Source organism: Mogibacterium neglectum (assembly GCF_030644205.1).
GTDB classification, from domain to species: Bacteria; Bacillota; Clostridia; order Peptostreptococcales; family Anaerovoracaceae; genus Mogibacterium; species Mogibacterium neglectum.
In genome coordinates, this window is sequence record NZ_CP128647.1 from 837,736 (window position 1) to 861,654 (window position 23,919).

The following is a 23,919-nucleotide window of genomic DNA, read 5'->3' on the forward strand; positions in this document are numbered from 1 at the left end:
TCTAAATCTTAATATCAGCTTAAGCATTACAATATAGTAGTGATAGTGTATAATTTAGAGACGTGAATTTTGATAATATATATATCTGCATGTACAGGAGTAAAAGAGATTAATGAGTATTTTAACTGTTTCAAACGTTTCACATGGATTCGGTGATAGAGCAATTCTTGAGGATGTTTCATTTAGGCTTCTTCCAGGAGAGCATGTCGGTTTAATCGGTGCCAATGGTGAAGGAAAGTCTACTTTTATGAATATAATAACTGGCAGTTTACAGCCAGATGAGGGCAAGATTGAGTGGTCAAAGAATGTACGTGTTGGTTATCTTGATCAGCATTCCGTACTCAAGAAGGACATGACGATTGAAAACGTTTTAGCTAGTGCTTTTGACTATCTATATGATATGGAATCACGTATCACCGAGCTGTATATGTCGATGGCTGATGTGGATGAAGAAACTATGAATTCTTATATGGAGGAAGCTGGCACACTTCAGGAACTCCTGACTGCGCATGATTTCTATATGATTGATGCCAAGGTGAGCGAGGTCGCACGTGCACTAGGTCTAACGGAGCTCGGGTTAGACCGTGATGTGTCCGAGCTTTCAGGCGGTCAGCGTACGAAGGTTCTTCTTGGTAAGCTTTTACTAGAGAAGCCTGAGATTTTACTTCTCGATGAGCCGACCAACTACCTCGACGAGGAACATATCGCCTGGCTGACTAGATACCTACAGGATTACGAAAACGCATTTATCCTAATCTCTCATGAGATCCCATTTCTAAATAGCGTAATCAATACAATTTATCACATGTATGAAAAACAGCTTAACAGATACGTCGGCGACTACGATCATTTCCTTGAAGTCTTTGAGATGCAGAAGGCTCAGAGGGAGGCTGCATATAACAGGCAGCAACAGGAGATTGCAGAGCTTCAGGATTTCGTAAATAGAAATAAAGCCAGGGTTGCCACTAGAAATATGGCGATGTCACGCAAGAAGAAACTCGATAACATGGAGCTTATTGAGAAAATTGTCGAGAAGCCTAAGCCAGATTTTCACTTTGAGTACTCCAAGGCGCCTGGAAAGTTTATTTTCACGACTAAGGATTTAGTTATCGGATATGATGAACCTTTATCCTCTCCGCTTAATATTTCACTCGAGAGGGGCAGCAGGGTGGTTCTCACAGGTGCTAATGGAATTGGTAAGACGACACTCCTTAAGAGCCTACTCGGGCTTATAAGTCCGATTTCTGGAACTTCAGAAAGGGGTTTCGGACTTGAAATCGGCTATTTCGCACAGGAAGACGGTGCTGATGATGACAACACATGCATTGAGGCTGTATGGAAAGAATTTCCTTCATATACACAAGCGGAAGTACGTGCGGTTCTCGCAAAATGCGGTCTGATGACGAAGCACATCGAGAGCAAGGTTAAAGTGCTATCGGGAGGAGAGCAGGCTAAAGTTAGACTTTGTAAAATTCTAAATAGACCATCTAACCTATTAGTTCTCGACGAGCCGACTAACCATTTAGATGTAGATGCTAAAGACGAGTTAAAGAGGGCTCTTAACGAATATAAGGGAAGCATCCTCATGGTTTGCCATGATCCGTTCTTCTATGATGATGTAGCTACAGAGGTGTGGGACTGTACAGAGTGGACTACTAGAGTATTTTAGCGAGGTGTATGATGATTAAAATTTACGGCATGATTACATGCCCAGACTGCTTATATCTTATGGACCAGATTTCTGGTCGCGAAAATGAATACGAGTATATAGAAATAGGTGAGCATGTATTCAAGCTGAAAGAATTTCTTAGGTTGCGAGATTCAGAGAGAAATGCGGAGATTTTTAAAGATATAAAAGCCACGGGAGGCGTTGGCATTCCTTGCTTTGTATTAGAAAATGGACGTATATCTCTTGATCCAAGCGATGCAGGGCTTGAAGCGAATCCGCAGTAGTTCAAGGTTAGGTATATCTCACCAATTATGAAATTTGAAGCTGTTTGTGCTATACTACTAATGTATTTTCAGCTTATTGACAACTTCGCAAGGAGATTTATATGAATTCATTTAGAGCCAAATTGCCAGGAATAATCGCATGTATTGCGATTGCCATACCAGCCTGGCTACTTGGTAAGTTTGTACCGGTTGTTGGTGGACCGGTTTTTTCAATTCTATTAGGTATGATAATAGCTCTGTTTTGGACTGATAAAGGCAGATTCGGGAAGGGTATAAAATTTACATCGAAGTACATCCTACAGCTGGCAGTTGTGCTATTAGGATTTGGTCTCAATTTAGGAGTAATCCTAGATACTGGTGTTCAATCCCTGCCGATTATTGTGTGTACAATCTCGACGTCACTTATACTTGCTTACGTGATGCGCAAGGTCATGAAGGTAGATGCAAATTCAGCTACACTTGTTGGGGTCGGTTCATCAATATGTGGGGGATCCGCGATAGCAGCTACGGCGCCTGTAATTGATGCTTCCGATGATGAGATAGCACAGTCAATTTCAGTAATATTTTTCTTTAATGTTATTGCAGCTCTAATATTTCCTATATTTGGACACATGATTGGCATGAGTACTACAAGTGGGGACGCATTTGGAATTTTTGCAGGAACCGCAGTAAATGATACATCTTCAGTTACAGCAGCAGCATCTACGTGGGACAGCATGTGGCGACTTGGGACGCAGTCACTTGATAAAGCCGTAACCGTTAAGCTTACTAGAACACTAGCAATAATACCGATAACACTATTACTTGCAGTTTATACGGCGAAAAAGAAGAACAACTCTCATTGTGAAACAGAAACGGAACATTCATTTAGCCTAAAGCGGGCATTTCCAATGTTTATACTGTATTTTATAGTTGCTTCTCTGATAACGACGGTATGTGTGTCTGCTGGAGTAGATGCAAAGACTTTCGAGCCACTTAAGTCACTCAGCAAGTTCTTTATAGTCATGGCTATGGGAGCAATAGGGCTTAATAGCAATATAGTGAAGCTAATAAAGACAGGAGGAAAGCCTCTTGCTCTTGGAGCAACATGCTGGGTAGGGATTACGGTAGTCAGCCTGATTCTTCAGCATGTGTTGGGGCTTTGGTAGAGATATTTGGGTATATTTCCTAAATATGCCATATAAAAATTTCGAATCGTTATGAATTATGATAGCCTGAACGTTAGCAGGGGAGTTATGTCCTTTGCTAATGCTACAGGCTTTTTAAATGCGCTATTTAACGATAATCTACTATACGTCTTTAAAGATTTAGTCAAGAAAAATTATAATAATTAATTAAATTATGGAAAAGTTGTAATAAATTTAGATAAATTATGTGTAGATTTTTTATTGATATGATGTTAAAATTCTTCATGGGTTAGTTTAAGTGAACTAACTTAATTTGTCTAAATTAACCCAACAGTATTATTAAACACGCTTTTGCATTGCATGTATTTATTCATTAAGGAGGAATAAGTAGATGAAGAAAAATTGGTCGAAGAAGCTTCTTACCGCAGCCTTAACGTCCAGTATGTTGTTCAGCATGGGTGCCGCTAACTCTTTTGCGATTACAGGTGACCAGGTTGCTAAGGACAAAATATATACGGGCTCCGGTAGAGTAACTGAGGATCCGCGTTCTATATGGAGTGGTTACGATATCAGTCTTAAGATGGAAGTAAAAGATGGAGTTATCAAGTCCATAGAGTGCACACCTGCTGCAAATATGGATAGAATGAACCAAGGATATGTTGATTTAACCAGAATGCAGTTAGGAACACTAGTTGGAAAGCCAGCTACACTAAGCTCTGTAAATGGGTTAGTTGATTCTAATACTGGTGCGACATATTCGCTCAAGGGTGCGAAGAGAATCGCTATCAAAATGATGCAGGATGCCGAAGCTAAGGATAGCGGAACTACACCTATAAATCCTGGAAATAATGAGAAGCCAAACCCTAATCCAAACCCCGGGAATAATAATTCAACACCAGGAAATAACTCAGATTCTAAGACGGGAATTGATGCTATAGCCGATAATGATTATATATACGGCAAGATTAACCTAACATATGCTGATTTCTACTATGGTGAACTTAACAACCTCAGAAATGGAATTCAGAGCATGGACTTGAATTCTGAAGACAAGGCCAAAAGTATGAGAGGTGCAGGGCAGTACGATGCAGTAACGAGTGCTACAAAAGTTAAGTCAAAGAGATTCCCAACTACGTATTTTGAGGAAAAGGAAAACGGAGTTGAAATCCTAGGTATAAAGGATGCAAATGTTGCAATTAGGAAGAGTCTATATGTTGAAGCGATGAAGGCAATTAAAGAAGGTAAGTCTTCTAACAATCCACTTCTAAACCTTGTAAAGAATTTCAAGGCAAATGAAGACCCTGCAGCACCATCTTATGAGTACAAAGTTCTTAATGGTGATGGAACACTATCAGCTACAACCACTCAGGAAGTGCTTGATCCTGATGCAAAGGTAACAGTTAAGACTGGCAGCAATTGGGGTCACTATCTAGTAAACGTTGATTCCAAGAAGATTCCTAAGATTGATGAAATCGAAGGGATTATCGTTAAGACTAGTGATGGCAAGCAGTATGGTATGGAGCATCTTGAAAATATTTGGCTTCGTCCAAATGAGTTCTCGTTCGCTGTAAAGAAGGATTTCGTAGAACCACACGGTAACACAGTTGACTATAAGCGTCATGAGGAATTACAGGGCAAGAGAATCATTCAGATTCGTTATCTAGTTAGAGATAAGGCTGATCTTGTTATAAACACTAACGTTCTTTGCAAGACACTTCTTGACGAAAAGTATGGTGCTACTATTAATGATGCTGAGTTCAAGGATGGTGTTACAGTAACACCTGAAGTTAAGACTCCTGCGGGAAGTAACTACAAGCTAGCAGCTATTTATAAGGGTAGAAATACTCTTGAACAGGGCAAGGACTACACAGTATCTGGTAACAAGATATCATTCAAGGAAACAGATAAAACTGGAATGGGTACATATACAGCTGTTTACGAAGATGAGAACTTTGCTGATATCGAAGCATCTTTCAACTTAAGATCTAAGTATCATGATGGAGAAATTAAGCTCGCAGATAATAAACTGACACTTCCAGAAGGTCTTTCACAGGAAGACTATGCATCATCAATCAGCACAGTTCTTATTGATGGTAAGAGAGTCAGGGGTCGTGATTTAATGAAAGCTATCTTCAATGCAGATGGCACAGTTAATTTCGATGGAAAGATAAAGGGTAAAGACGGTTCTGAGACTCCAATCTTCAATAAAGGTGCAGCTGGAATCTATACTATCGAGCTTAAATCAGATAGACATCCTAGTGTAAAGAACATGATTGTTGCTCCTGGAACCAAGGATATTGAGGTTAAAAAGATTGATTCTGAACATGCTTTTAAGAAAATTTTCCTCGGCTACAATGTTGCCGGATATAATCTAAATGATTATGATTATGAGGCATATGATATATCTCTTAGAGATGGTTCAGACAACAAGATCCAGCCAGAAACTGGTAAGAAGGTTAAAGTTCAGCTTGAGCTTAAGAAAGTAGATCCAAAAAAGCTTGTTATTCTCCACGACAAGGGGAATAAGCAGCTTGAGGAAATTAAAGACTTCAAGATTATCGATGGAAAGAAAATCGAGTTTGAAGCTGATCATTTCTCGAATTTCTTCTTTGCAAATAAGAAGCCAGCAAACTCATCATCTGTAAATACAGCTTCTGCTCATAGATCTACTCCAAGCAATGTTGCAAAAGCTACAAAGCATGGAAGATCAACTAGCAGAGTAGTTAAGACAGGTGACTCGAGTTCCGTAATCCTATACTCACTAAGTATGCTAGTTGCTACAATGCTCGCTGCTGTTACAGTTTATGCTAGAAGAAAGAGCAACGAGAAATAGAGAACACGCTACTAACACTTTAAGTAAAATATAGTTAAATTGCTTAACTATATCAGCTAAACTAAAATAATTCTGGTCATGCAGTTTTATGTAGATCAGGATTATTTTAGTATTATATTTAATTATAAATTTAATAGTAGTATCGTTTACGCATCAAAGATAAGAAAAAAATTGAAATGATAAATGCTATGATTTCTGAAAGTGGATTTGACCACCATATTCCCTCAATTCCCATTATCAATGGTAGTAATATTACAAATGAGAGTTTGAATACGAAGGTTCTTAGGAATGATATTACAGCAGAAAGCCATCCATTACTTAATGCAGTAAAGAATGACGAAGCAAACACATTTATCCCTAGAATCACAAAGCATACAGTGGTAATTCTCATAGCATGAACAGTCATATCTGTTAGCGCATCATCATAACCTACGAATAATAAAGAAAGGGGCCTTGCAAATACCTCACCGATGATTAGCATCAAGAATCCTGTACCTGCTAATAACCTAAAGCTTTTATTAAGTATATTTCGTAATTCACTTGGGTTTTGAGCGCCATAATGGTAACTAATTATAGGAGCACATCCCATAGAGTAACCGATGTAAATCGCTGCAAATATAAATAATACGTACATTAGCACTCCATACGCAGCAACCCCATCTGAGCCTATATATTTTATAAGTTGCACATTGTAAAACATGCTTACAAATGAAGAAGTAATACTCGTAACCATTTCCGAAATTCCGTTACCACATGCTTTAATGATAGGCTTAAACTCAAGTTTGGTCTGTACTAGCCTCAGCAGGCTGGAATTAGGCTTAATAAAATAAATTAGAGGGATTATAGCTCCGACAGCTTCGCTTATACCTGTTGCGATAGCAGCACCTGCAACACCCCAGCCCAAAACGTATATAAATAGTGCGTCAAGCACGATGTTAGAGAGTCCAGCGATTACAGTGCATAGAAGTCCAAGATGTGGTTTTTCAGCAACGATCAGGAAATCTTGGAAGCAGTTCTGTAGCATGAAGAACACGTTAAAATACATGCTTATTCTTCCATAAGTAACGCAGGCACTTATCATACTTGAATCAGCACCGAGTGCTAGACATATTTTCTCCATAAATACATGTGCTAAGATGCATATAAAAATTCCAGCAATCGCTGTAATAGCTATAAGCATAAAGAAGTATTGATTTGCACGTTCCCTTCGTTGTTCACCAAGTGTCTTCGCGACAAGTGCAGCTCCACCTGTTCCAATCATGAAGCCTATGGCGCCAACAATCATCTCGACCGGCATAACGAGATTTATAGAAGCGAAAGCTGTTTTCCCTACAACATTAGATACAAAAAGACCATCAACTATGCCATAAACTGAAGTAAACACCATCATGCCTATAGAAGGGATGACGAATCTTATCAGTTTAAAATAAGTAAAATGGTCTGATAATTGAATTTTGTTGCGATTAATCTTAGTCTCCATATACATATTTTACATGAGTGTAAATAAATGTAAATATGTATAAATTCATGTAAAATCATGTACCCTCTAATCAACTGCACTAGTTCGGCACATGAACCGTGAAGCAACATATGAAGAAATAGGGATTATGATAACCGTTCCTATTGCACTAATCATGATTGCAATGAGTTCCTGAGTAAAATCTTTAGAATTGATTAGAGTGCTCCATGAATAAAATTTTAGGAAACTGATACACATAATCATGAATTCTCCAGCAAATATAAAAAATAATGTATTGATGTTAGAGCTTAGTATCTTGCAACCTATATTCATACCTGATTCGATGATTTCTGAGCGTTTCACATTAGGATTATGTCTGAGAATTTCATAAGTTCCAGAGCATATTGCTACTGCGGTATCAATTAATCCACCAATCAAAACAACGATAAATACAGCCACCTGAACTAATCTCATATTAATCCTAATATCTTCTTCGTACCCATTTGAAGGTTGTATTTTGACATCACCGACTACCCCAAAGCCTTGAAGATGTGCGTGAGTGATTATAAATGATATGACCAATGAGGAAATAGCAAGAACGATAATCACTGAAATGAATGAAGAAACTGTCTTGATGTTGTTCTCATTCTGGTAAAATATTGTCACAGCTGTGATGAGAATAGCAGCGATGGCTGTCGTAAATACGATGTTAAACCCAAGATAAATGAGTTCTATGAGCATGGCGAATATTGCTATATTAATTGCAGTTGTCATAAGTGATTTTGCAGTTCGATCACCTCCCGCAAATAGAGATAGGAGGACGAACACAATGATAAGCACTTTAATCATGTTTTAGCTCCTTTCTAGCTACAAGAGATGTAACGAATGTTGAGACGAGTATGGCAACAACTATCGAGAGCATTCCAGCAAGTGAACGAACTATATAGAAGTATGCATCGTGGCTTACTACCGTTCTGAAACTTATCTCATTAGACATAGAGATTAAGAATATCGGCAGGGTTGAAGCTATATTCGTTAGAAGAACAACGCTTATCATGGTTCCATTTATATCATCTGCAACCTCACGCACTGACGTGAGAAGTGATTTGTTGCTAATGCTAGGAGTTCTCTCGATGAGCTCCATACAAGTGGCAGTAATGGTAACTGATACGTCAATTACAGCTCCCAAGCAACCGATAATTATCTGAGCGAGGAAAAAGTGATTTGCATCTGTAGTTGTAAATGGCTCCGGCAAGAAGTGAAGAAAATCATAATCTATATCGGTATTCCATATTAAGAGCATGACAAGACTAGAAAGTAGCAAGGTGGTCAGTAATGCTGCTGCAAACGATAATATCATTCTGCGAGATATTCCGTCTACTACCAGTAGTACGAAGAACGTAAATACCTCGGAGCCAGCAACTGTCATGTAGAGAATATCTGCACCACGCATGTTCATATAAATAATAAGACTAAAAAGCGCAATGTTCCCGAGAATACATAATGATGTGTAAGCACCTCTTTTTCCGCCAACTGTGATTAGCGATGAAAGCAAAAATAAGAATATAGCTGCAACCCAGTAATCTCTTTTTACTCCGGTTATACCAGTGTATTCATCATTAAGAAACACGTAGTCGTGTTTAAAGTATCTCTCATCGTAAACCTGCGATTTATCATACTTGTTTTTTATATGGACGGTCTTTCCTTTATCACTCCCATTTTCAAGACGCAGTTCAATAGACTGCTGATTACCATTGTTATGGACAGCGAGGACTTTAGCGACGGGGGATTTATACATCCATGAATTATTAACGACAAACAGAAATAAAATGACTGCACCCACCATTGAGATAGCCATTCTTAACAAATACTTATTCTTCATACGTTAATTATAGCGCACAGTTGATATATCTGGTAGAGTACGCTTGTTATTTGCTTGAGTCATATGTGAAAATAGTTTTTATTATGTTCAAAAAATTCACTAAAAAGATATTCAAAAACAAAATTAGTTTGATACAATGTAAATATCATGATTAAGCATAACTATATAGAAAAAGGTGAGGGTGAAGTGCTGATTATGCTCCATGGGAATGGTTTAGATAGCAGTTACTTTTATCACCAGATTAACTATTTTTCAACTAAATATAGGGTTATAGCTGTCGATTCGAGAGGACACGGAAGGACTCCGCGCGGTGATAAGCCTCTCACGATTTTGCAGTTCTCTGAAGATTTGCGTTTTTTTATGGATATGCATGATATCGAGAAAGCACATATTCTTGGTTTCTCAGATGGAGCAAATGTCGCAATTCGTTTTGCTATAGATCATCCAGAACGCGTTGATAAGCTCATTCTTAACGGAGCGAATATAAAGTATAGGGCGCTTAGATTCACTGTTCGAATTGGAATCGAATTACTTGAGCTAATCAATGCTACTTTTAGCATAAGCCTTGAAAAGAGGAGACTAAGAGCTGAAAGACTTGAACTCATGAAAAATGAACCGGTAGTCAGCGCTGATGAACTGAAGAGTATAAAGTCTAAGACACTTGTGGTTGCGGGTACTTTCGACTTGATGTACGGGAGTCATACAAAGTTTATCGCTGAGCATATACCAGATGCCCAGCTTGAGTTTATTCCTGGAAAACACACTGTTGCACGTTGGAACTATAAGAGATTTAATAGCGCTTTAGGCGATTTTTTATCAAAAGATACTAAGGTAAAAGAGAAAACGAACAATTTATATGATAAATTAGTATAGAGGAAATAAGTACCGACATAAGAATAGTTGTGCATTGGATACTGTAAGCGGGGGGATACTATGTTAAATAAGAAAAATATCGTCATCATATCAGTACTGCTCGCAATATCTGCGTGTATATATGGAATGCAGATTCTTATATTTAAGGATGTGAGGAATACAGAGTTCTATATATTTCAAGACATGGCATTCATTCCTATAAGTATTGCAATTACAACTGTTGTAGTGGGTGAACTCCTCGATATCAATAATAAACGCGACAGTCGTCAAAAGACTCGAATGCTAACGAGCACATTCTTTAGCGATATAGGTTTCGAACTTATGAGCATGCTCGCACTCGTATCTAATATAGATGAAGCACTATTGCAAACTATAAATGATTCAGATTTATCTGAACAGGATAAAATTAGCGCTATTAAGAACAGCGGATTTACGGTCAATGCTGATATAGGAATTTATACTATAATCAGTGATGTAATCATAGCATCAAAGACAGATATCTTGATTCTTTCTTCAAACCCCATGCTATATGATCATGAGTATTTCTCTGATCTATTGTGGGAGTTGCTACACCTAATGGACGAATTTAGATTGCGAGGTGATTATGTTAAGCTCACGCCAAATGATTTGACGGAGTTAAATAGTGATTTTGCCCAAGTACTTGAACTCCTACTTATAAACTGGGTAGTAAATGCTAAGTATCTAAAAGAGACATATCCAAATTTCTATAAGACAATTACGTCCTTTTTAGATAATTAATAGTACATTCATTACGAATAATATAAAATCCACACGGTGTTAATAATTCCAGTAATTTGGAATATTTCACTTTCGTGTGGATTTTTAATTTTAATCTAAATTGAGTGTTAGTTAAAGAAAAAATATAATAGCACAACGACTCCAAGTGCTATTCTGTAATAGCCAAACACCTTGAAATCATGCTTCTTGATATAGTTCATCAGCATTTTGATAATAAATAAAGAAACTACAAATGCTACTATCATTCCAACAAGCAGGACTACCAGCTCATTCCCTTCAAAGTTAAAACCGTATTTAAGAAGCTTTAACAAGCTGGCTCCAAACATTACTGGGATTGCCATGAAAAATGTGAACTGTGCAGCGGTTTTGCGGTTAACTCCTATAACCAATGCACCGAGAATTGTCGAACCTGATCGCGATGTACCTGGGAATATAGCTGCTACAAGCTGAAATAATCCGATAATAAGCGCCTGCTTATATGTCAGCTCATCCAGCGAATTAGTAGTAGGTTTAAGATGCTTATTACGGTTCTCGGCAATAATAAAAAGAATACCTATTAATATAAGCATGATTGCTACTACCTTATAGTTATAGAAATGTTCTTCAATCACATCATCCCACTTGAGTCCGACAATTACAGATGGAATGCATGCAACAATAACCCTGAACCACATAGACCAAACGTCCTTACGGATATATTTCTTAGATTTGTCTGCTGAAAAAGGCCAGATATCATTCCAAAAGGTGATGACTACAGCTAAAATCGCTCCAAGTTGGATCACAACTAAAAACATATTCATGAAATCCTTGTTGACATGCATCGGCCAAATCTCATTAACAAGAATCATGTGACCGGTACTAGAAACTGGTAGCCATTCTGTAATGCCTTCAACAATACCCAAGAAAATCGCTTGTAAAATTACAGTCATTTTTAACTCCTTTTCTCAATAACCAATATATTATACCAAAAAATCGAGAGACTTGCTTAAATTATACGTATATTTCTAATGAGAATATGCTGAATAATTCGATGCAGCACAATTATATTTTATAACATTTATTAAAAATAGACTATGAAAGTAGATTTATAATTAAAGTTTTAGTGTAATTATAAAATAAATTCAGTATGTAGAATTCATTGAAGAATAAAGACACAGAAGGAGAATTTTAATGAATTCTAGAGGAATAAAAAGAGTTATGGCTTTACTATTGTGCTTGAGTTACATATGTACTATATAGAAATATATTATTGCAATTAATTAAAATTAAGTTAAAATATGCAAAGTAATAATTATTATAACTATTAATTGAAAAATAAGATTTGGGGTTTATTTATAGCCCTTTTTTAAATAGGGGGTATTGCTATTTTTGAATTTATGAAAAGGAGCGATAGAGCTCTCAATATAACATCTGATAACTGTAAACCGAGAGACAGAGCATACTTGCTACAATATGAAGAAGCCCTAAGGAGTGAAGCTCTCAGAGATCCTATACTAGTTCATATCAAATCTAGAGATGGACTAGTGCTCAAGGGGAGACTATATAAGAAGCAAAAAAATAAACCTAGAGCTGTTATAATTGCCGTTCATGGTTTTCATAGCGGAGGCCTAAGAGATATGGGTAGATTCGCTGATATGTATTCAAGGAACGGATTTGATTATTTGATTATTTCTCAGAGAAGCCACTTTGATTCAGAAGGCAAATATCTAACATTTGGTGCAAAAGAGTCACGAGACGTCTTAGATTGGGTCAATATAGTGCGAAGAATATATTCACCAGATATTCCGATAACTTTACATGGAGTATCCATGGGAGCGGCTACAGTTTTAATAGCTGCAGGCATACATGAGAATCTTGTAGATGAAAATAGTAAACCTAACATTATCTGCTGCATAGCAGATAGCCCATATGACGATATAATAAGCCAGGTAGAGTATTTATTGGGAGAGAGGGGCAAAATATTACCAAAAAAGCAGCAATCGGTCTATTTAAGGCAATTATGCGCCTTAAAGCAAAAGTCAATGTTAGAGATGCATCTCCGATTACATCTATGGCGAATATAAAACTGCCAATCATGTTTATACACGGAGAAGACGATAGATATGTGCTCCCCGAAAATTCAGTAAGATTGTATAAGGCATGCAATTCTAATGTTAAGGAATTACTTCTTGTAGAAGGAGCGGGGCATGTGTGTTCATACGTTTTAAAGCCATATGAATACGAGAAGGCATTCGTATCATTTGTGGTTAATTCCATAGAGTAACTTCAAGAGAGAGTTTTATAAGCAATGTTAACAGACTTTGAGCCGCATGATCTATACGGTTTTTAGTTTTGTTATTTGCAGAAACAATTAAAACCCCTCCCAATAGGGAGGGGTTTTGAGACTTTGATCATATAATTTATTATCTCTTTATGAGATTATAATCTTATTTCGCACCAAAGAAATCCTTGAACTGACCATAAACAATCATAGCCATGAAAAGAGGTCCAATCCATCTGATACAGAAGTTGTAGAAACCTCTTGTCTTGAATGTACGAGCTCCACCGTTTTCGATTTCTTCATCGAGGGAGTGAGGCACGAACCATCCAAGCAATATAGCCATGATGAGACCTGTTAGTGGCATCAAGAGACCTTCAGCTAGACAATCCCATACACTGAGAACATCAGCCTGTCCGAATAGGTGGAACCAATTCATCTTAGGGTTTCCGCCTAGGCAGTCAGCAGTTGTTAGGAAGTTCCCTACGAATGCTGCAAGTGCCATGATTAACGAAACCTTAACTCTGCTTGCAGGCTTACCAGCCTTTACCCTGGAGTCGAGTATAGCAGAGATACCAGCTTCCATCATTCCGATTGAGGAAGATAGAGCAGCGAAGAATACGAGTAGCCAGAATGCAAGCTGGAAGATCTTACCAGCAGCTCCCATTGATTGGAATACAGTAGTCATCGAAACGAATAGTAGTCCAGGACCACCGCTTGGCTTTAGACCAAATGCGAATACAGCTGGCATAATAGCCATTCCAGCGAGAACAGCTACTAGGGAGTCACCTGCGGTGATGATAGCAGCATTAGACTCGAGGTTTTCCTTCTTACCAAGGTATGAACCGTAAGCGATGATGCAACCAGAAGCAAGTGATAGTGAGAAGAACATCTGTCCACCAGCTAGTCTTACTACTTCGAAGAAGTCCTTCTTCCACATTGATAAATCAGGGTAGAAGAGGAACTTAAGTCCAGGACCAGCTCCAGGAAGTGTGCAAGATCTGATAACTACAGCTATTAGTAGGAAGAATAGTGCAGGCATAGCGATTTTACAGAACTTCTCGATACCGCCTGATACGCCTCCGAATACGATTACCATAGTAAGTATAAGGAATCCAGCCATCCATGCTACGGAGTTTCCAACGTTTCCAATCATACCTCCGAATAGGGCAGCAGGATCTCCTGTGTTGAGAACTGCGTTCTTGCTGAATAGAGCCTGAATTGACTCAAATAAGTATTTAGTGATGTATCCACCAAATGTGCAGTAGAAGCAGATTAGGAACCAAGGAACGATAGTCTGAAGAACACCGTTGAACTTGAATCTGTGATCAGCCTCTTTGTATGCTTCGATAGCAGCCTTCTGAGTCTTACGTCCAAGAGCAATCTCGGATAGCATCAGAGGGTAACCTACTACGATAGCAAGAATTGTGTAAATAATTAGGAATGCGAATCCGCCACCAAGTCCTAGCTTATAAGGGAAGGACCATAGGTTACCAAGACCTACAGCGGAACCAAGTGCAGCCATCAAAAATCCAAAATTGGAATTAAATTGGCCTTTGTTGTTTTCCTGTTCCATGTTAAATAACCTCCATACATAGAATAATCAAAGTCCTATTACAAGTACAGTCTGATTATAAAATCGGTATTTTGTGTTGTCAATATGACTTTGTTATCACAAAATTGACACTTTCGGATGATATACCCTAAAAGCCTTTTATTTGAACGATTACATAGATATTGACATAATTTAAATTATTAATATTTTTTGTTATGTCAATAAATATTTTAGAAAATAGTTAGAATTTATAACAGTATTATTAAAGTGAAAGTTGCTTTTATATTGAAAAAAATAAAGCTCCAAAGTAATAGCGGAGCTTTATTATCGCAATTAAATTTTCGTACTTATAAAATTTTAATAACCAAATCAACCAAACTTTATGCACCAGGGATGGTAGGTCCAGAGTTCGTATTTTGTGATGATTGGCTGGTATCATCATCAGTATCATCGTCCTCATCATATTGCTGCTGATGTTGCTGCTGAGGAGTAGGTTTAGGCTGTACATATGTAGAGCGACCTTTTTCTGTACCTTTAGTGTAGTATTCGTTTCCTACCTTTACTACATCGCTTGGCATTGATTTATACTTACCAGTTTTAGCATTAGGAACCTGATTCATAATCCTGCCCCAAAGTCTTGCAGCCATCCCAGACATGGATGATAACTTGATATTAACGTCAGTACCAATCCACAAGGAAGCTGCATAATTAGGAGTAAATCCATCGAACCAAATGTCGTAATTGCTGTTAGTAGTACCAGTCTTACCGCCGGCTTGAACACCACTTATAGATGCCGCTCCAGCAATACCGTTTGATACTACGGTTCTAAGCATATCAGTCATGATAAAGGCAACTCCTTCATCCATAACCTTAGTTTTCTTCGACTTGTTCTTTAAAAGAACTTTACCATGCCTATCTGTAACTTTAGTGTAAGCGATAGAGGATTGGCGTACACCTCCATTAGGGAAGGTAGCATAAGCCTGTGCCATCTCGAGAGGAATTACACCATTTGTAAGACCTCCGAGTGCGAGTGCTGCAGAGTTCATATCGCTAGTATCGCCTTTAGTAACTATGGTTGTTAGTCCAAACTTCTTTAGCATATCCGCAGAATATTCATTTCCTACCTGAAGCTGAATCTTTACAGCAATAGTGTTAATCGATTGCTGCAGTCCTTTACGCATGGTTACAGGACCAGTGAAGCTGTTACTTGCGTTTTTAGGCCATACTTTCCCGTTGAATGTCATCTGTTCATCGACAATCGTGGATGATGCGGTTAAATAGCTACCATAGCTCTTGACTCCTTGCTTATCGTGCTTATAATCGACAAACGGCCATGTTTCACCTTTTTCTGCATAGTCGAAACTCTTCTGAAGTGCCGCACCATATACGGATAGTGGCTTTATTGATGAACCGGCCTGCCTTGGGTTAAGCGCACGATTATACAATCTGCTACCAGATTGACCTCGACCTCCTACCATAGCCTTTATCTTGCCGCTTCCGACTTCTACTACAACCATCGCTGCCTGCGGCTGAATAGTCTTCTCGTTTAAAGAGTATGCGTCTGGTTTAATGATCAATGTATTTCCAGACTTAACCATAGCCTTAGGGAAGTCCTTAAAATAGCTCTTATCAATAACTAAATTGTCGTTACTATCTAGTTTCTTATACTTACTTGGCACATTTATAAATCCACCTGAATATATGTAGAATGTACCGTTTTCTTGAACATATTGTTTCTTGAACTCAAGGCTATAATTAACTTTTCCCCCAGCCTTTGTAGTGAATATGTTAAGTCTCTTGTTGCGTTTAATAGTAACTGAACCATCTTTATTAATAGTTGCTTCATCACTCTTTAGTGTAAAATCACCATCAGAATTGAAGCTATCGTTATAATCATATAATAGGATGTTTCCATTTGCACCTATTACATTGCCAGAAGAATCCTTGCGGATACTTACTAGGGAAGGGAAGTTCGATCCCGTTTCAAATTCCTTAGTTATTACACTCTGTGCTGTAGAATCCATGGTGGAGTGTATCTGTAGTCCTCCAGTATAGATCATCCTTTCAGCTTCTTCTGGTGAAATATTATATTTCTTCTGTAGGTCATGAGATACTTCGTCAATTACATATTCGTTGAAATATGAATTAACGCTCTTGTTGCTCTTAACAGATGGGTTTATGAAGTTGATTAAGTCTTTTTTATAAGCTGATTTAAATTCTTTATCCGTTATATACCCCTGTTCGTGCATCAGTTTGAGGGCTGTATCCCGACGATTTTTAGATGTGTCATTAGCTATATAAGTATCTGGGTCACGTAGGATTATATTCGTATTTCCTTCGGTTACGGAGTCTTTACCCACAAGTTTAACTAGCGCATAAGTATCAGGCGCTTGAGGTAGGGCAGCAAGCGCTGCGCATTCATCTAGAGTTAAGTCCTTAGGGTCTTTGGAGAAATAAGCATGCGATGCTGAATAGACACCATAACTTCCAAAACCTAGATAAATAGTATTAAGGTAAGCTTCAATGATTTGTTTCTTTGATAAAGACCTTTCAATCTGGCTAGCGTAGTACATCTCGAGGATTTTACGCTTGATGCTTCGCTGACTCTTTATCTTTGGCAAGTATACATTACGTGCGAGCTGCTGCGTTATTGTACTTGTTCCACTTATATGACCAGATCCTGTAAATGACTGAACTACGGCTCCCGTCATCCTAGTCCAGTTGAATCCGTGGTGTTTCCAGAAAGTCTTATCCTCTAGTGCGACAAAAGCGTTGATCATATTCTTAGGCATATCTTTATAAGAGATGAGCTGTCTATCCTGGTTATAAAAAACAGTTGAAACCTTTTTGTCTTGATCATCGTAAATTACTGAGCTCTGAGCTACCGAATCGTAGATGTTTTCTGGGTCAATCTTTGGAGCAGTGCTGATCACAACGAATGTATAAAGAATTGTAATCACAAATAAGATAGCAAATAAAATTATGAGATCCTTTGCGATTTTTCCTTTGCTTATAACTTTCGGTGTATTTTTCACTTTTTTTCCATTGACAACTACCGATGCGCCGAGACTTTTGTTGTAGTAGGGATTATCCTTAAGAAACAGTCTGTCTCTTAATGGCTCACCATTCCCCTTGATTAAGCGTGCAAGGAAAGAGCCTTTAGTTTTAGGTTTATTTTTTTTGTTTCTATTGCTGCTTTTAGCTGACGAAGCATCTCCTGTACTAGGAGATGTCTGTGATGTATCGTCGCTGTCAAGCTTTTCAAACTTCGATAGAAATTCATCTATTTCACGTTCGTTATTAGAAATCTTGTCATTATCAGACTTCATTAGAAACCCTCCAATTATAAATAATAAATATAAAGTAAATTATCACATTATATAATCCATATCATTATATCATATATATTCATATGAAAAATATTAATAGAAACTTAAATTATTATATATAAAAACGCTTCTTTGTTTATTTGAGAATCATCAAATAGGGAAGAAGCGTTAGACACTGGTGCTTTAAATAAAAACGATACAATCTCAACTCATACCATCATATTAATCAAATGCACCTTTAAAGGTTGATTAGTCCAGATTTTGTATAAGAGTTTATGTAGTTTAGAAGAGTATTCGTTACCTTTATACCTGCCTCCGGATCATTATCATTTAGGTTAATATGAGTAATATTAGCTTTAGCTTGAACATTACTAAGCAATGACATCGTTGTAAATTTTTGATCTCTATCAATTGGAATAGCGATTGTCTGCGCTGCTTTATCATTTACATTTGAGTAAATTGAACTAAGTGCGCTAGAAAGTTTCTGGTCTTTGTTTTCATATGCACTATATAAGTCATATGTATTTATTGTTAGACCCGCTAGTGATGCTGCCGATGTATTATCTTTGATTATTTGATCGCGATATGCGTTTGTAACACCTGTTGTATTCATCCTGAGATGCATAATGTCACCTTCGACATATAACTCTTCAATCGTATTTGTCGCATAGACATCCCCTTTTGAATACTTGTTAGGAATCTTATCGTCATCGCTAAATCTATAATTGCTATTTTTATCGATATACAGATATGTTGTTAAATAATCAATCGTACTTTGAGATATTGCTGTATCCGGTAATTTTGATTCATCTGTGACAACAGAATATGTCATCTTGGCATCTGGAAAATACTTCTTATTTGCTTTCATAAATTTTTCAACTTGGCCGTCAAAATATTCCTTTGTATCATCGAGGTTATATGAATCTACGAGAAGCGTGAATTCAAGAGAACTTGGATACATATTACCGTTATTTCCGAATTTCAAATCTGCAATCTGATATGAGACTGATTTGTTTTTATATTTAGATACAATAGAACTGAATACCTCAAACACATCTGGTTGTTGTGATATATAAGAACTAGGGGCATCGGTCTTGATACCACTAATCTTAATTTTAATGCCAGTATTTTGTGCTCGTGGTTCTGTGGTATAAGGGATAGAGATATCGCTCATGCCACTTGCGAAAGAGCTGTTTGATATATATAGTTTCTTTCCACCGCTTACATATACTACATTAGAATTAGCTGGGATATATGATTTGTTTATATTTTTGGCCCCAATGTGCTCATTGTTTTCGTTGTTCATAAAAATTGCTATTACACTGCCTCCATTTGTCTTGGAAGTTGATACTTCATGGAGAGTCGCAAGTGTATCAGCATCAATAGCCACGGTCTTGTAATTATAATCAGCTACAACAACAGTAGCAGGAGCTGTGACATCTGATGCTGTCTTAGTGATTATTATATTGCCGTGTTCATCAGTTATATATATGACCTTGTCTTTAGCGGTTTCATTTTCAATAAATTTCTGCAGTTCAGTGTTAGATTTAAAATCATTTGATTTTGATAAGAGATTCTCACGAAAACTCAAGTAGTTCTCTTTGTTAACAAGTCGAGTCTTTGTCATTTCATAATAAGCGATTATACCGACAAACGCTAAGACAATCACGAGTACAATAGCCGTAGTTTTTTTATTAGAATTACGCATGGAAACCCTTTCACTCTTTTTTATATTTCTGATATAGGCTTTATTATACAGAGTAAGTGTGAAGATTAAAACAAGAAAAGACACTATTATGCTACTTAATTAATTTCTAACCTACTTAATGGTAATAGATATTCAAAATTAAAGTTGATTTAGTTAATATTGTTTTTATAATCAATGATTGGAAAAATGATAACAAATCTCTTGCACCTAGTGCAATTGTTGTGTTATAATTTTCATCGCGTTACTAGTTAACGCTACTATATTAACTACAAGGAGGTGCGGCAAATGTCCAGAAAATGTGAAGTTTGCGGTAAGGGTCAAGCTTCGGGAAACGCTGTTTCTCATTCTAACAGACATTCGAAGAGAAAGTGGAATGCTAATATTCAGTCTGTAAGGATTAGCGAGAACGGTACGGTCAGAAAGGCAAACGTTTGCACGAGTTGCCTGAGATCTGGCAAAGTAGACCGTGCCATTTAGTCTATATACCCGAAATCTTGTCTTAAACGGTTTGCCGTTTAAGACTTTTTTATTTCTTGGTATTTAAAAATGCTGTTTAATCGCTATTATCTGGATAATCATATATAATCATTAATTAAGATGTGTAAAAACGGAGGATAGTATGAAACTACTCAGCAATTCAGAATATGGAACCGTCAAGATTAGTAAACATGTTATAGACAAACTCGTGCTTGATGCACTGCTTAAATATGAAAATGTAGTCACACCATGCAGCCAGACTGGAAAGCCATTAAGAAGAGGCTTTTTCTCTGGCATAAATGATCTGCTTTCTTCAGTTGAGGTTCGAGATTCGGATAATGGCATTTATATTGTCTTCTATACTATAGTAAAGTTTGGGGAAAGTATTAATGAGGTTAGCAATGCTATTTTTGATAGTATTGAACATGATTTCGAAATGTTTTCTCTTAGCAAACCAGTAGAGATAAAGGAGTGCATTAAAGGTGTGCAAGCTGAACATATCATGAAGAGAGATGTTGAAGTAAGTAGGGTAAACGAATAGATTATGAAATTAAGTGACAGTGTAACGACAATCAAAGGTGTCGGTGCAAAAAAGCAAACAGTGCTTGAGGAGATGGGGATTACCACAATTTATGATTTGCTTGAACACAGCCCTTTTAGATACCAGAATAGACTTAATCGTACTCATTTTATGGATGTACCTGAAGATAAAGATGTTTTGATTGGTGGTGTTTTGATTAATAAGAGGCTTCGTTCTATAGGTAGAGGTCGTACAATGCTTGAATGTGCGCTCCGTGACGAGAGCGGTATATTTCATGCAATTTTTTTTAATATGCCTTTTCTTGAAAAGAATTTGAGATTAGGAAATGATTACACTTTGTTCGGTAAGATGAAGTGGAGAAATGGGGCTAAGACCATAGTTAATCCTGAAATGTATCCTGCGAATAGTCCTAGAGATATTCGGGGTATAATACCCGTATATAGGCGATCCGCTGGAATATCTTCTAATGAATTGTCAAAGTTGATTCTCAGCATTCTAGATGAGATGGATGAATCTTGTGAGTGGCTAGGAGATGAGCTTTTAGAGAAAAATAATCTTGCGCCCGAGTACTACGCATACAGGAATATTCATTTTCCGGAGAGTGTAGATGCATACAATAGAGCGAAGTTTAGATTGATATATGATAAGCTACTTGCGTTTCAATACTGCATTTTGTATAATCGGAGATTTCTTGATGAAGAATGCGGAAACTCAATGATTGCTCCCGTTGATATAAGCAAATTTTTGGACTCGCTTCCATTCAGGCTTACTGAAGGACAGCAAACCGCTGTAGATGATATAGAGCATGATTTGATGAGCACAAAGACCATGAATAGACTTGTGCAAGGGGATGCTGGGTGCGGAAAGACTGTCGTTGCAGAAACTGCTATCTTTCATGTTGTTAGTGCGGGTTGGCAGGCTGCCTTTATGGCTCCGACAGAGATTTTAGCTAGACAGCACTTTGCTAAACTTACTGCTGATTTTGGAGAATTTGGAATGAGAACTGCACTTCTAGTCAGTGGTATTAAATCTACTGATAGAAGAGAAATACTTGAAGGTATTTCTAGTGGTGACATTGATATCGTTATAGGAACACATGCTCTGATTCAGTCTGATGTGGAGTTTGCAAAGCTTGGTCTAGTTTTAACTGATGAGCAACACAGATTTGGCGTTAATCAGCGAAAAATTTTGACAGAGAAGTCAGAGGCGGTAAATGTTCTGGTGATGTCGGCAACTCCTATTCCTAGAACGCTTGCAGCTACGGTATTTGGTGATATGGATTTCTCTGTTATAAAGAGCAAACCATCAAATCGTAAGGAGATAATAACAAGGTATGCAACTGAAAAATCGCGTGAGCGTGTATATGCAAATGTCTATAATGAAGTAAAGAATGGTAATAGAGCATATATTGTAGCACCGTCAATTGAGGATAGTGAAGATAACAACTTAATATCGGCGGAAGCTCTTTATGAGGAATTAAAAAAGAAATTCAAGGGTACAAAGATAGGTCTTATTCACGGCAAGCTTGATAAATTAGAAAAAGAGCGGATGATGAATGAATTTGCTGCAGGGACTATTAAAGTTCTTGTATCAACAGTAGTAATTGAAGTTGGCATAGATGTTCCTGAAGCAACTGTCATAGTAATTGAAAATGCAGAGAGGTTTGGCTTAGCTCAGCTACATCAGCTAAGGGGAAGAGTTGGAAGAAGTGATTTGCAGTCATATTGCTATCTGATTTGTTACAGCGATGCTGAGAATGCCATAGAGCGTATGAACGCTATGGTGACTATGAGCGATGGATTTGAGATAAGTGAAGAGGATTATAGACTTCGTGGGGCTGGGGATTTGATGGGAACTATGCAACACGGATATTCTGGTAATAGTTTTTACGATTTATTTGGTTATGATAAAATACTAAAGCTTGCAACTTCTGATGCAGAACAGATACTGTCTAAGAATCAAATTGAACTCAAAGGATTCGTAGACCTAGAGCAGTTACAGCTAAGAACAAACAATATCATGGTGCAAGATAATAGTAATATAATATAGTAGGAAAAATAAAGGAGATGCCAATGAGGATTAATACTGGCAGGTTCAAATATAGAAAAATAGAGGTTCCTGAGAGTGCTAGGCCAACTACAGAGAAGGTAAGAGAGGCGGTATTTAGCATGCTTATCGGCCGTATAAAAGGAGCAACTGTACTTGATTTATTTGCTGGATCTGGATCTTTAGGCCTAGAGGCACTATCAAGAGGAGCAGGGTATTGTGTATTTAACGAAGTTAATAGAAAAAACTATAAAATACTAAAAAATAACATTGAAAACTGCAAAGCAGAAGAAATTTCTTCAACTTATAATAATGATTTTAGGAAAGCTTTAGTGCTTGCAAATAGAGAGTTTGATATTATATTTGTAGATCCACCTTACCGTGAAGGGTATTATGGTGAAGTATTTGAACTTATTGAGGAATATGGACTTTTAGCAGATGATGGAGTGATAGTCGCCGAACACTTAAACGATAACTTATTATCCGATAAAGTGCTGTGTTTCAATAGAACTAAGCATAAAAAGTATGGAACCATAGGTGTGGACTTCTTCGAAAGAGCTTAAAGCCTTGCAAATACAATATCCGTTTGTTAAAATACGTTGAGAGATGGTGATTAACATGAAAAGAACTGCAATTTATGCGGGTTCGTTTGATCCAATTACTAATGGTCATTTGGACATAATTGAACGTGCAGCTAATATGTTTGACAGTTTGACTGTCGGCATAGCCGTTAACAGTTCTAAGACCCCGTTGTTCACTTTGGATGAACGAAGGAATATAGTCTCCAAGGTGACGGAGAATATACCTAATATCGAAATTGATGTATTCGATGGGCTGCTCGCAGAGTATGTTAACGATCATGATTTCGAAGCAGTTGTAAGGGGACTTAGAGCAACTACTGATTTTGAATATGAAATTCAGATGGCTCAGATGAATGCTCGCTTATACACGGGTGGGACAGAGACTGTTTTCTTGATGACAGACCCTAGGTATTCGTTCATTAGTTCATCTCTCATCAAAGAAGTGGTCTCTTATGGTGGCGATGTAGATGGGTTGCTGCCAGACTATGCAAACGAAATGATTAAAACTAAAGTTGAGAATCAATAAACTAGGAGGAAAT

20 protein-coding genes are annotated in these 23,919 nt (G+C 37.4%); 13 read left to right on the forward strand and 7 right to left on the reverse strand.

Annotated elements, in window-relative coordinates; all coding sequences use genetic code 11:
* The first annotated feature begins 112 nt into the window (after window positions 1-112).
* The 4 genes from QU661_RS03935 (at window position 113) to QU661_RS03950 (ending at window position 5,913) form a co-directional block, all read left to right on the forward strand.
* Window positions 113-1,669: an ABC-F family ATP-binding cassette domain-containing protein gene (locus QU661_RS03935; RefSeq protein ID WP_304990418.1), complete on the forward strand. Its 1,557-nt coding sequence runs from the start codon at window positions 113-115 to the stop codon at window positions 1,667-1,669.
* 8 nt (window positions 1,670-1,677) lie between these two features.
* A complete protein-coding gene (locus QU661_RS03940; protein WP_304990419.1) occupies window positions 1,678-1,953 on the forward strand; it encodes a glutaredoxin-related protein in 276 nt (91 codons plus the stop codon).
* Between the two features lie 101 nt (window positions 1,954-2,054).
* Complete coding sequence (locus QU661_RS03945; protein WP_304990420.1) at window positions 2,055-3,101, forward strand: YeiH family protein; 1,047 nt, start codon at window positions 2,055-2,057, stop codon at window positions 3,099-3,101.
* Between the two features lie 370 nt (window positions 3,102-3,471).
* Window positions 3,472-5,913 carry a hypothetical protein gene (locus QU661_RS03950; RefSeq protein ID WP_304990421.1) on the forward strand — a complete coding sequence of 814 codons (2,442 nt, stop codon included), beginning with the start codon at window positions 3,472-3,474 and terminating at the stop codon, window positions 5,911-5,913.
* Between the two features lie 130 nt (window positions 5,914-6,043).
* Here the strand turns inward: QU661_RS03950 and QU661_RS03955 are convergent, their stop codons facing one another.
* The 3 genes from QU661_RS03955 to QU661_RS03965 form a co-directional block, all read right to left on the reverse strand.
* Window positions 6,044-7,393: an MATE family efflux transporter gene (locus tag QU661_RS03955; RefSeq protein ID WP_304990422.1), complete on the reverse strand. Its 1,350-nt coding sequence runs from the start codon at window positions 7,391-7,393 to the stop codon at window positions 6,044-6,046.
* 66 nt (window positions 7,394-7,459) lie between these two features.
* The gene (locus tag QU661_RS03960; protein ID WP_304990423.1) at window positions 7,460-8,221 is read right to left on the reverse strand and encodes a YibE/F family protein; all 762 of its coding nucleotides are present in this window, start codon (window positions 8,219-8,221) and stop codon (window positions 7,460-7,462) included.
* Entirely contained in the window at window positions 8,214-9,254 is a 1,041-nt protein-coding gene (locus QU661_RS03965; protein ID WP_304990424.1) for a YibE/F family protein, read from the reverse strand. The genes QU661_RS03960 and QU661_RS03965 overlap by 8 nt, the downstream gene beginning before the upstream one ends.
* A gap of 147 nt (window positions 9,255-9,401) precedes the next feature.
* On the opposite strand from QU661_RS03965, the gene QU661_RS03970 reads away from it, so the two are divergent.
* Window positions 9,402-10,127 (forward strand): alpha/beta fold hydrolase, encoded by a 726-nt coding sequence (locus QU661_RS03970; protein ID WP_304990425.1) that lies wholly within the window; start codon window positions 9,402-9,404, stop codon window positions 10,125-10,127.
* A 60-nt stretch (window positions 10,128-10,187) separates the two neighbouring features.
* Window positions 10,188-10,886 (forward strand): hypothetical protein, encoded by a 699-nt coding sequence (locus QU661_RS03975; RefSeq protein ID WP_304990426.1) that lies wholly within the window; start codon window positions 10,188-10,190, stop codon window positions 10,884-10,886.
* Window positions 10,887-10,993: 107 nt separating this feature from the next.
* On the opposite strand, the gene QU661_RS03980 is transcribed toward QU661_RS03975, so the two are convergent.
* The gene (locus QU661_RS03980) at window positions 10,994-11,815 is read right to left on the reverse strand and encodes an undecaprenyl-diphosphate phosphatase (protein WP_304990427.1); all 822 of its coding nucleotides are present in this window, start codon (window positions 11,813-11,815) and stop codon (window positions 10,994-10,996) included.
* Between the two features lie 513 nt (window positions 11,816-12,328).
* Here QU661_RS03980 and QU661_RS03985 point away from each other — a divergent pair.
* Window positions 12,329-12,949: an alpha/beta hydrolase gene (locus QU661_RS03985; protein ID WP_304990428.1), complete on the forward strand. Its 621-nt coding sequence runs from the start codon at window positions 12,329-12,331 to the stop codon at window positions 12,947-12,949.
* Window positions 12,937-13,149: an alpha/beta hydrolase gene (locus QU661_RS03990; protein ID WP_304990429.1), complete on the forward strand. Its 213-nt coding sequence runs from the start codon at window positions 12,937-12,939 to the stop codon at window positions 13,147-13,149. The genes QU661_RS03985 and QU661_RS03990 overlap by 13 nt, the downstream gene beginning before the upstream one ends.
* A gap of 163 nt (window positions 13,150-13,312) precedes the next feature.
* Here the strand turns inward: QU661_RS03990 and QU661_RS03995 are convergent, their stop codons facing one another.
* The 3 genes from QU661_RS03995 to QU661_RS04005 form a co-directional block, all read right to left on the reverse strand.
* Entirely contained in the window at window positions 13,313-14,719 is a 1,407-nt protein-coding gene (locus QU661_RS03995) for a sodium-dependent transporter (RefSeq protein ID WP_304990430.1), read from the reverse strand.
* 359 nt (window positions 14,720-15,078) lie between these two features.
* Complete coding sequence (locus QU661_RS04000; RefSeq protein WP_304990431.1) at window positions 15,079-18,027, reverse strand: transglycosylase domain-containing protein; 2,949 nt, start codon at window positions 18,025-18,027, stop codon at window positions 15,079-15,081.
* A gap of 238 nt (window positions 18,028-18,265) precedes the next feature.
* Window positions 18,266-19,735, reverse strand: coding sequence for a zinc-binding metallopeptidase family protein (locus QU661_RS04005; RefSeq protein WP_304990432.1), 1,470 nt, complete (start codon window positions 19,733-19,735; stop codon window positions 18,266-18,268).
* Window positions 19,736-20,020: 285 nt separating this feature from the next.
* On the opposite strand from QU661_RS04005, the gene rpmB reads away from it, so the two are divergent.
* The 5 genes from rpmB to coaD all read left to right on the forward strand — a co-directional run bounded on the left by rpmB (window position 20,021) and on the right by coaD (window position 23,906).
* Window positions 20,021-20,212 carry a 50S ribosomal protein L28 gene (rpmB, locus tag QU661_RS04010; protein ID WP_094234211.1) on the forward strand — a complete coding sequence of 64 codons (192 nt, stop codon included), beginning with the start codon at window positions 20,021-20,023 and terminating at the stop codon, window positions 20,210-20,212.
* Between the two features lie 142 nt (window positions 20,213-20,354).
* Window positions 20,355-20,753 carry an Asp23/Gls24 family envelope stress response protein gene (locus tag QU661_RS04015; protein ID WP_304990433.1) on the forward strand — a complete coding sequence of 133 codons (399 nt, stop codon included), beginning with the start codon at window positions 20,355-20,357 and terminating at the stop codon, window positions 20,751-20,753.
* Window positions 20,754-20,756: 3 nt separating this feature from the next.
* Entirely contained in the window at window positions 20,757-22,802 is a 2,046-nt protein-coding gene (gene recG / locus QU661_RS04020) for an ATP-dependent DNA helicase RecG (RefSeq protein ID WP_304990434.1), read from the forward strand.
* Window positions 22,803-22,825: 23 nt separating this feature from the next.
* Window positions 22,826-23,362: a 16S rRNA (guanine(966)-N(2))-methyltransferase RsmD gene (gene rsmD / locus QU661_RS04025; protein WP_304990435.1), complete on the forward strand. Its 537-nt coding sequence runs from the start codon at window positions 22,826-22,828 to the stop codon at window positions 23,360-23,362.
* 55 nt (window positions 23,363-23,417) lie between these two features.
* Entirely contained in the window at window positions 23,418-23,906 is a 489-nt protein-coding gene (gene coaD / locus QU661_RS04030; RefSeq protein ID WP_304990436.1) for a pantetheine-phosphate adenylyltransferase, read from the forward strand.
* The last annotated feature ends 13 nt before the right edge of the window (window positions 23,907-23,919 follow it).

What these genes read in the sequence shown, in the direction of transcription:
- QU661_RS03935 (WP_304990418.1), top strand. Translation starts at nt 113, where the DNA reads ATGAGTATTTTAACTGTTTCAAACGTTTCACATGGATTCGGTGATAGA.
- QU661_RS03940 (WP_304990419.1), top strand. Translation starts at nt 1,678, where the DNA reads ATGATGATTAAAATTTACGGCATGATTACATGCCCAGACTGCTTATAT.
- QU661_RS03945 (WP_304990420.1), top strand. Translation starts at nt 2,055, where the DNA reads ATGAATTCATTTAGAGCCAAATTGCCAGGAATAATCGCATGTATTGCG.
- QU661_RS03950 (WP_304990421.1), top strand. Translation starts at nt 3,472, where the DNA reads ATGAAGAAAAATTGGTCGAAGAAGCTTCTTACCGCAGCCTTAACGTCC.
- QU661_RS03955 (WP_304990422.1), bottom strand. Translation starts at nt 7,393, where the DNA reads ATGGAGACTAAGATTAATCGCAACAAAATTCAATTATCAGACCATTTT.
- QU661_RS03960 (WP_304990423.1), bottom strand. Translation starts at nt 8,221, where the DNA reads ATGATTAAAGTGCTTATCATTGTGTTCGTCCTCCTATCTCTATTTGCG.
- QU661_RS03965 (WP_304990424.1), bottom strand. Translation starts at nt 9,254, where the DNA reads ATGAAGAATAAGTATTTGTTAAGAATGGCTATCTCAATGGTGGGTGCA.
- QU661_RS03970 (WP_304990425.1), top strand. Translation starts at nt 9,402, where the DNA reads ATGATTAAGCATAACTATATAGAAAAAGGTGAGGGTGAAGTGCTGATT.
- QU661_RS03975 (WP_304990426.1), top strand. Translation starts at nt 10,188, where the DNA reads ATGTTAAATAAGAAAAATATCGTCATCATATCAGTACTGCTCGCAATA.
- QU661_RS03980 (WP_304990427.1), bottom strand. Translation starts at nt 11,815, where the DNA reads ATGACTGTAATTTTACAAGCGATTTTCTTGGGTATTGTTGAAGGCATT.
- QU661_RS03990 (WP_304990429.1), top strand. Translation starts at nt 12,937, where the DNA reads ATGGCGAATATAAAACTGCCAATCATGTTTATACACGGAGAAGACGAT.
- QU661_RS03995 (WP_304990430.1), bottom strand. Translation starts at nt 14,719, where the DNA reads ATGGAACAGGAAAACAACAAAGGCCAATTTAATTCCAATTTTGGATTT.
- QU661_RS04000 (WP_304990431.1), bottom strand. Translation starts at nt 18,027, where the DNA reads ATGAAGTCTGATAATGACAAGATTTCTAATAACGAACGTGAAATAGAT.
- QU661_RS04005 (WP_304990432.1), bottom strand. Translation starts at nt 19,735, where the DNA reads ATGCGTAATTCTAATAAAAAAACTACGGCTATTGTACTCGTGATTGTC.
- rpmB (WP_094234211.1), top strand. Translation starts at nt 20,021, where the DNA reads ATGTCCAGAAAATGTGAAGTTTGCGGTAAGGGTCAAGCTTCGGGAAAC.
- QU661_RS04015 (WP_304990433.1), top strand. Translation starts at nt 20,355, where the DNA reads ATGAAACTACTCAGCAATTCAGAATATGGAACCGTCAAGATTAGTAAA.
- recG (WP_304990434.1), top strand. Translation starts at nt 20,757, where the DNA reads ATGAAATTAAGTGACAGTGTAACGACAATCAAAGGTGTCGGTGCAAAA.
- rsmD (WP_304990435.1), top strand. Translation starts at nt 22,826, where the DNA reads ATGAGGATTAATACTGGCAGGTTCAAATATAGAAAAATAGAGGTTCCT.
- coaD (WP_304990436.1), top strand. Translation starts at nt 23,418, where the DNA reads ATGAAAAGAACTGCAATTTATGCGGGTTCGTTTGATCCAATTACTAAT.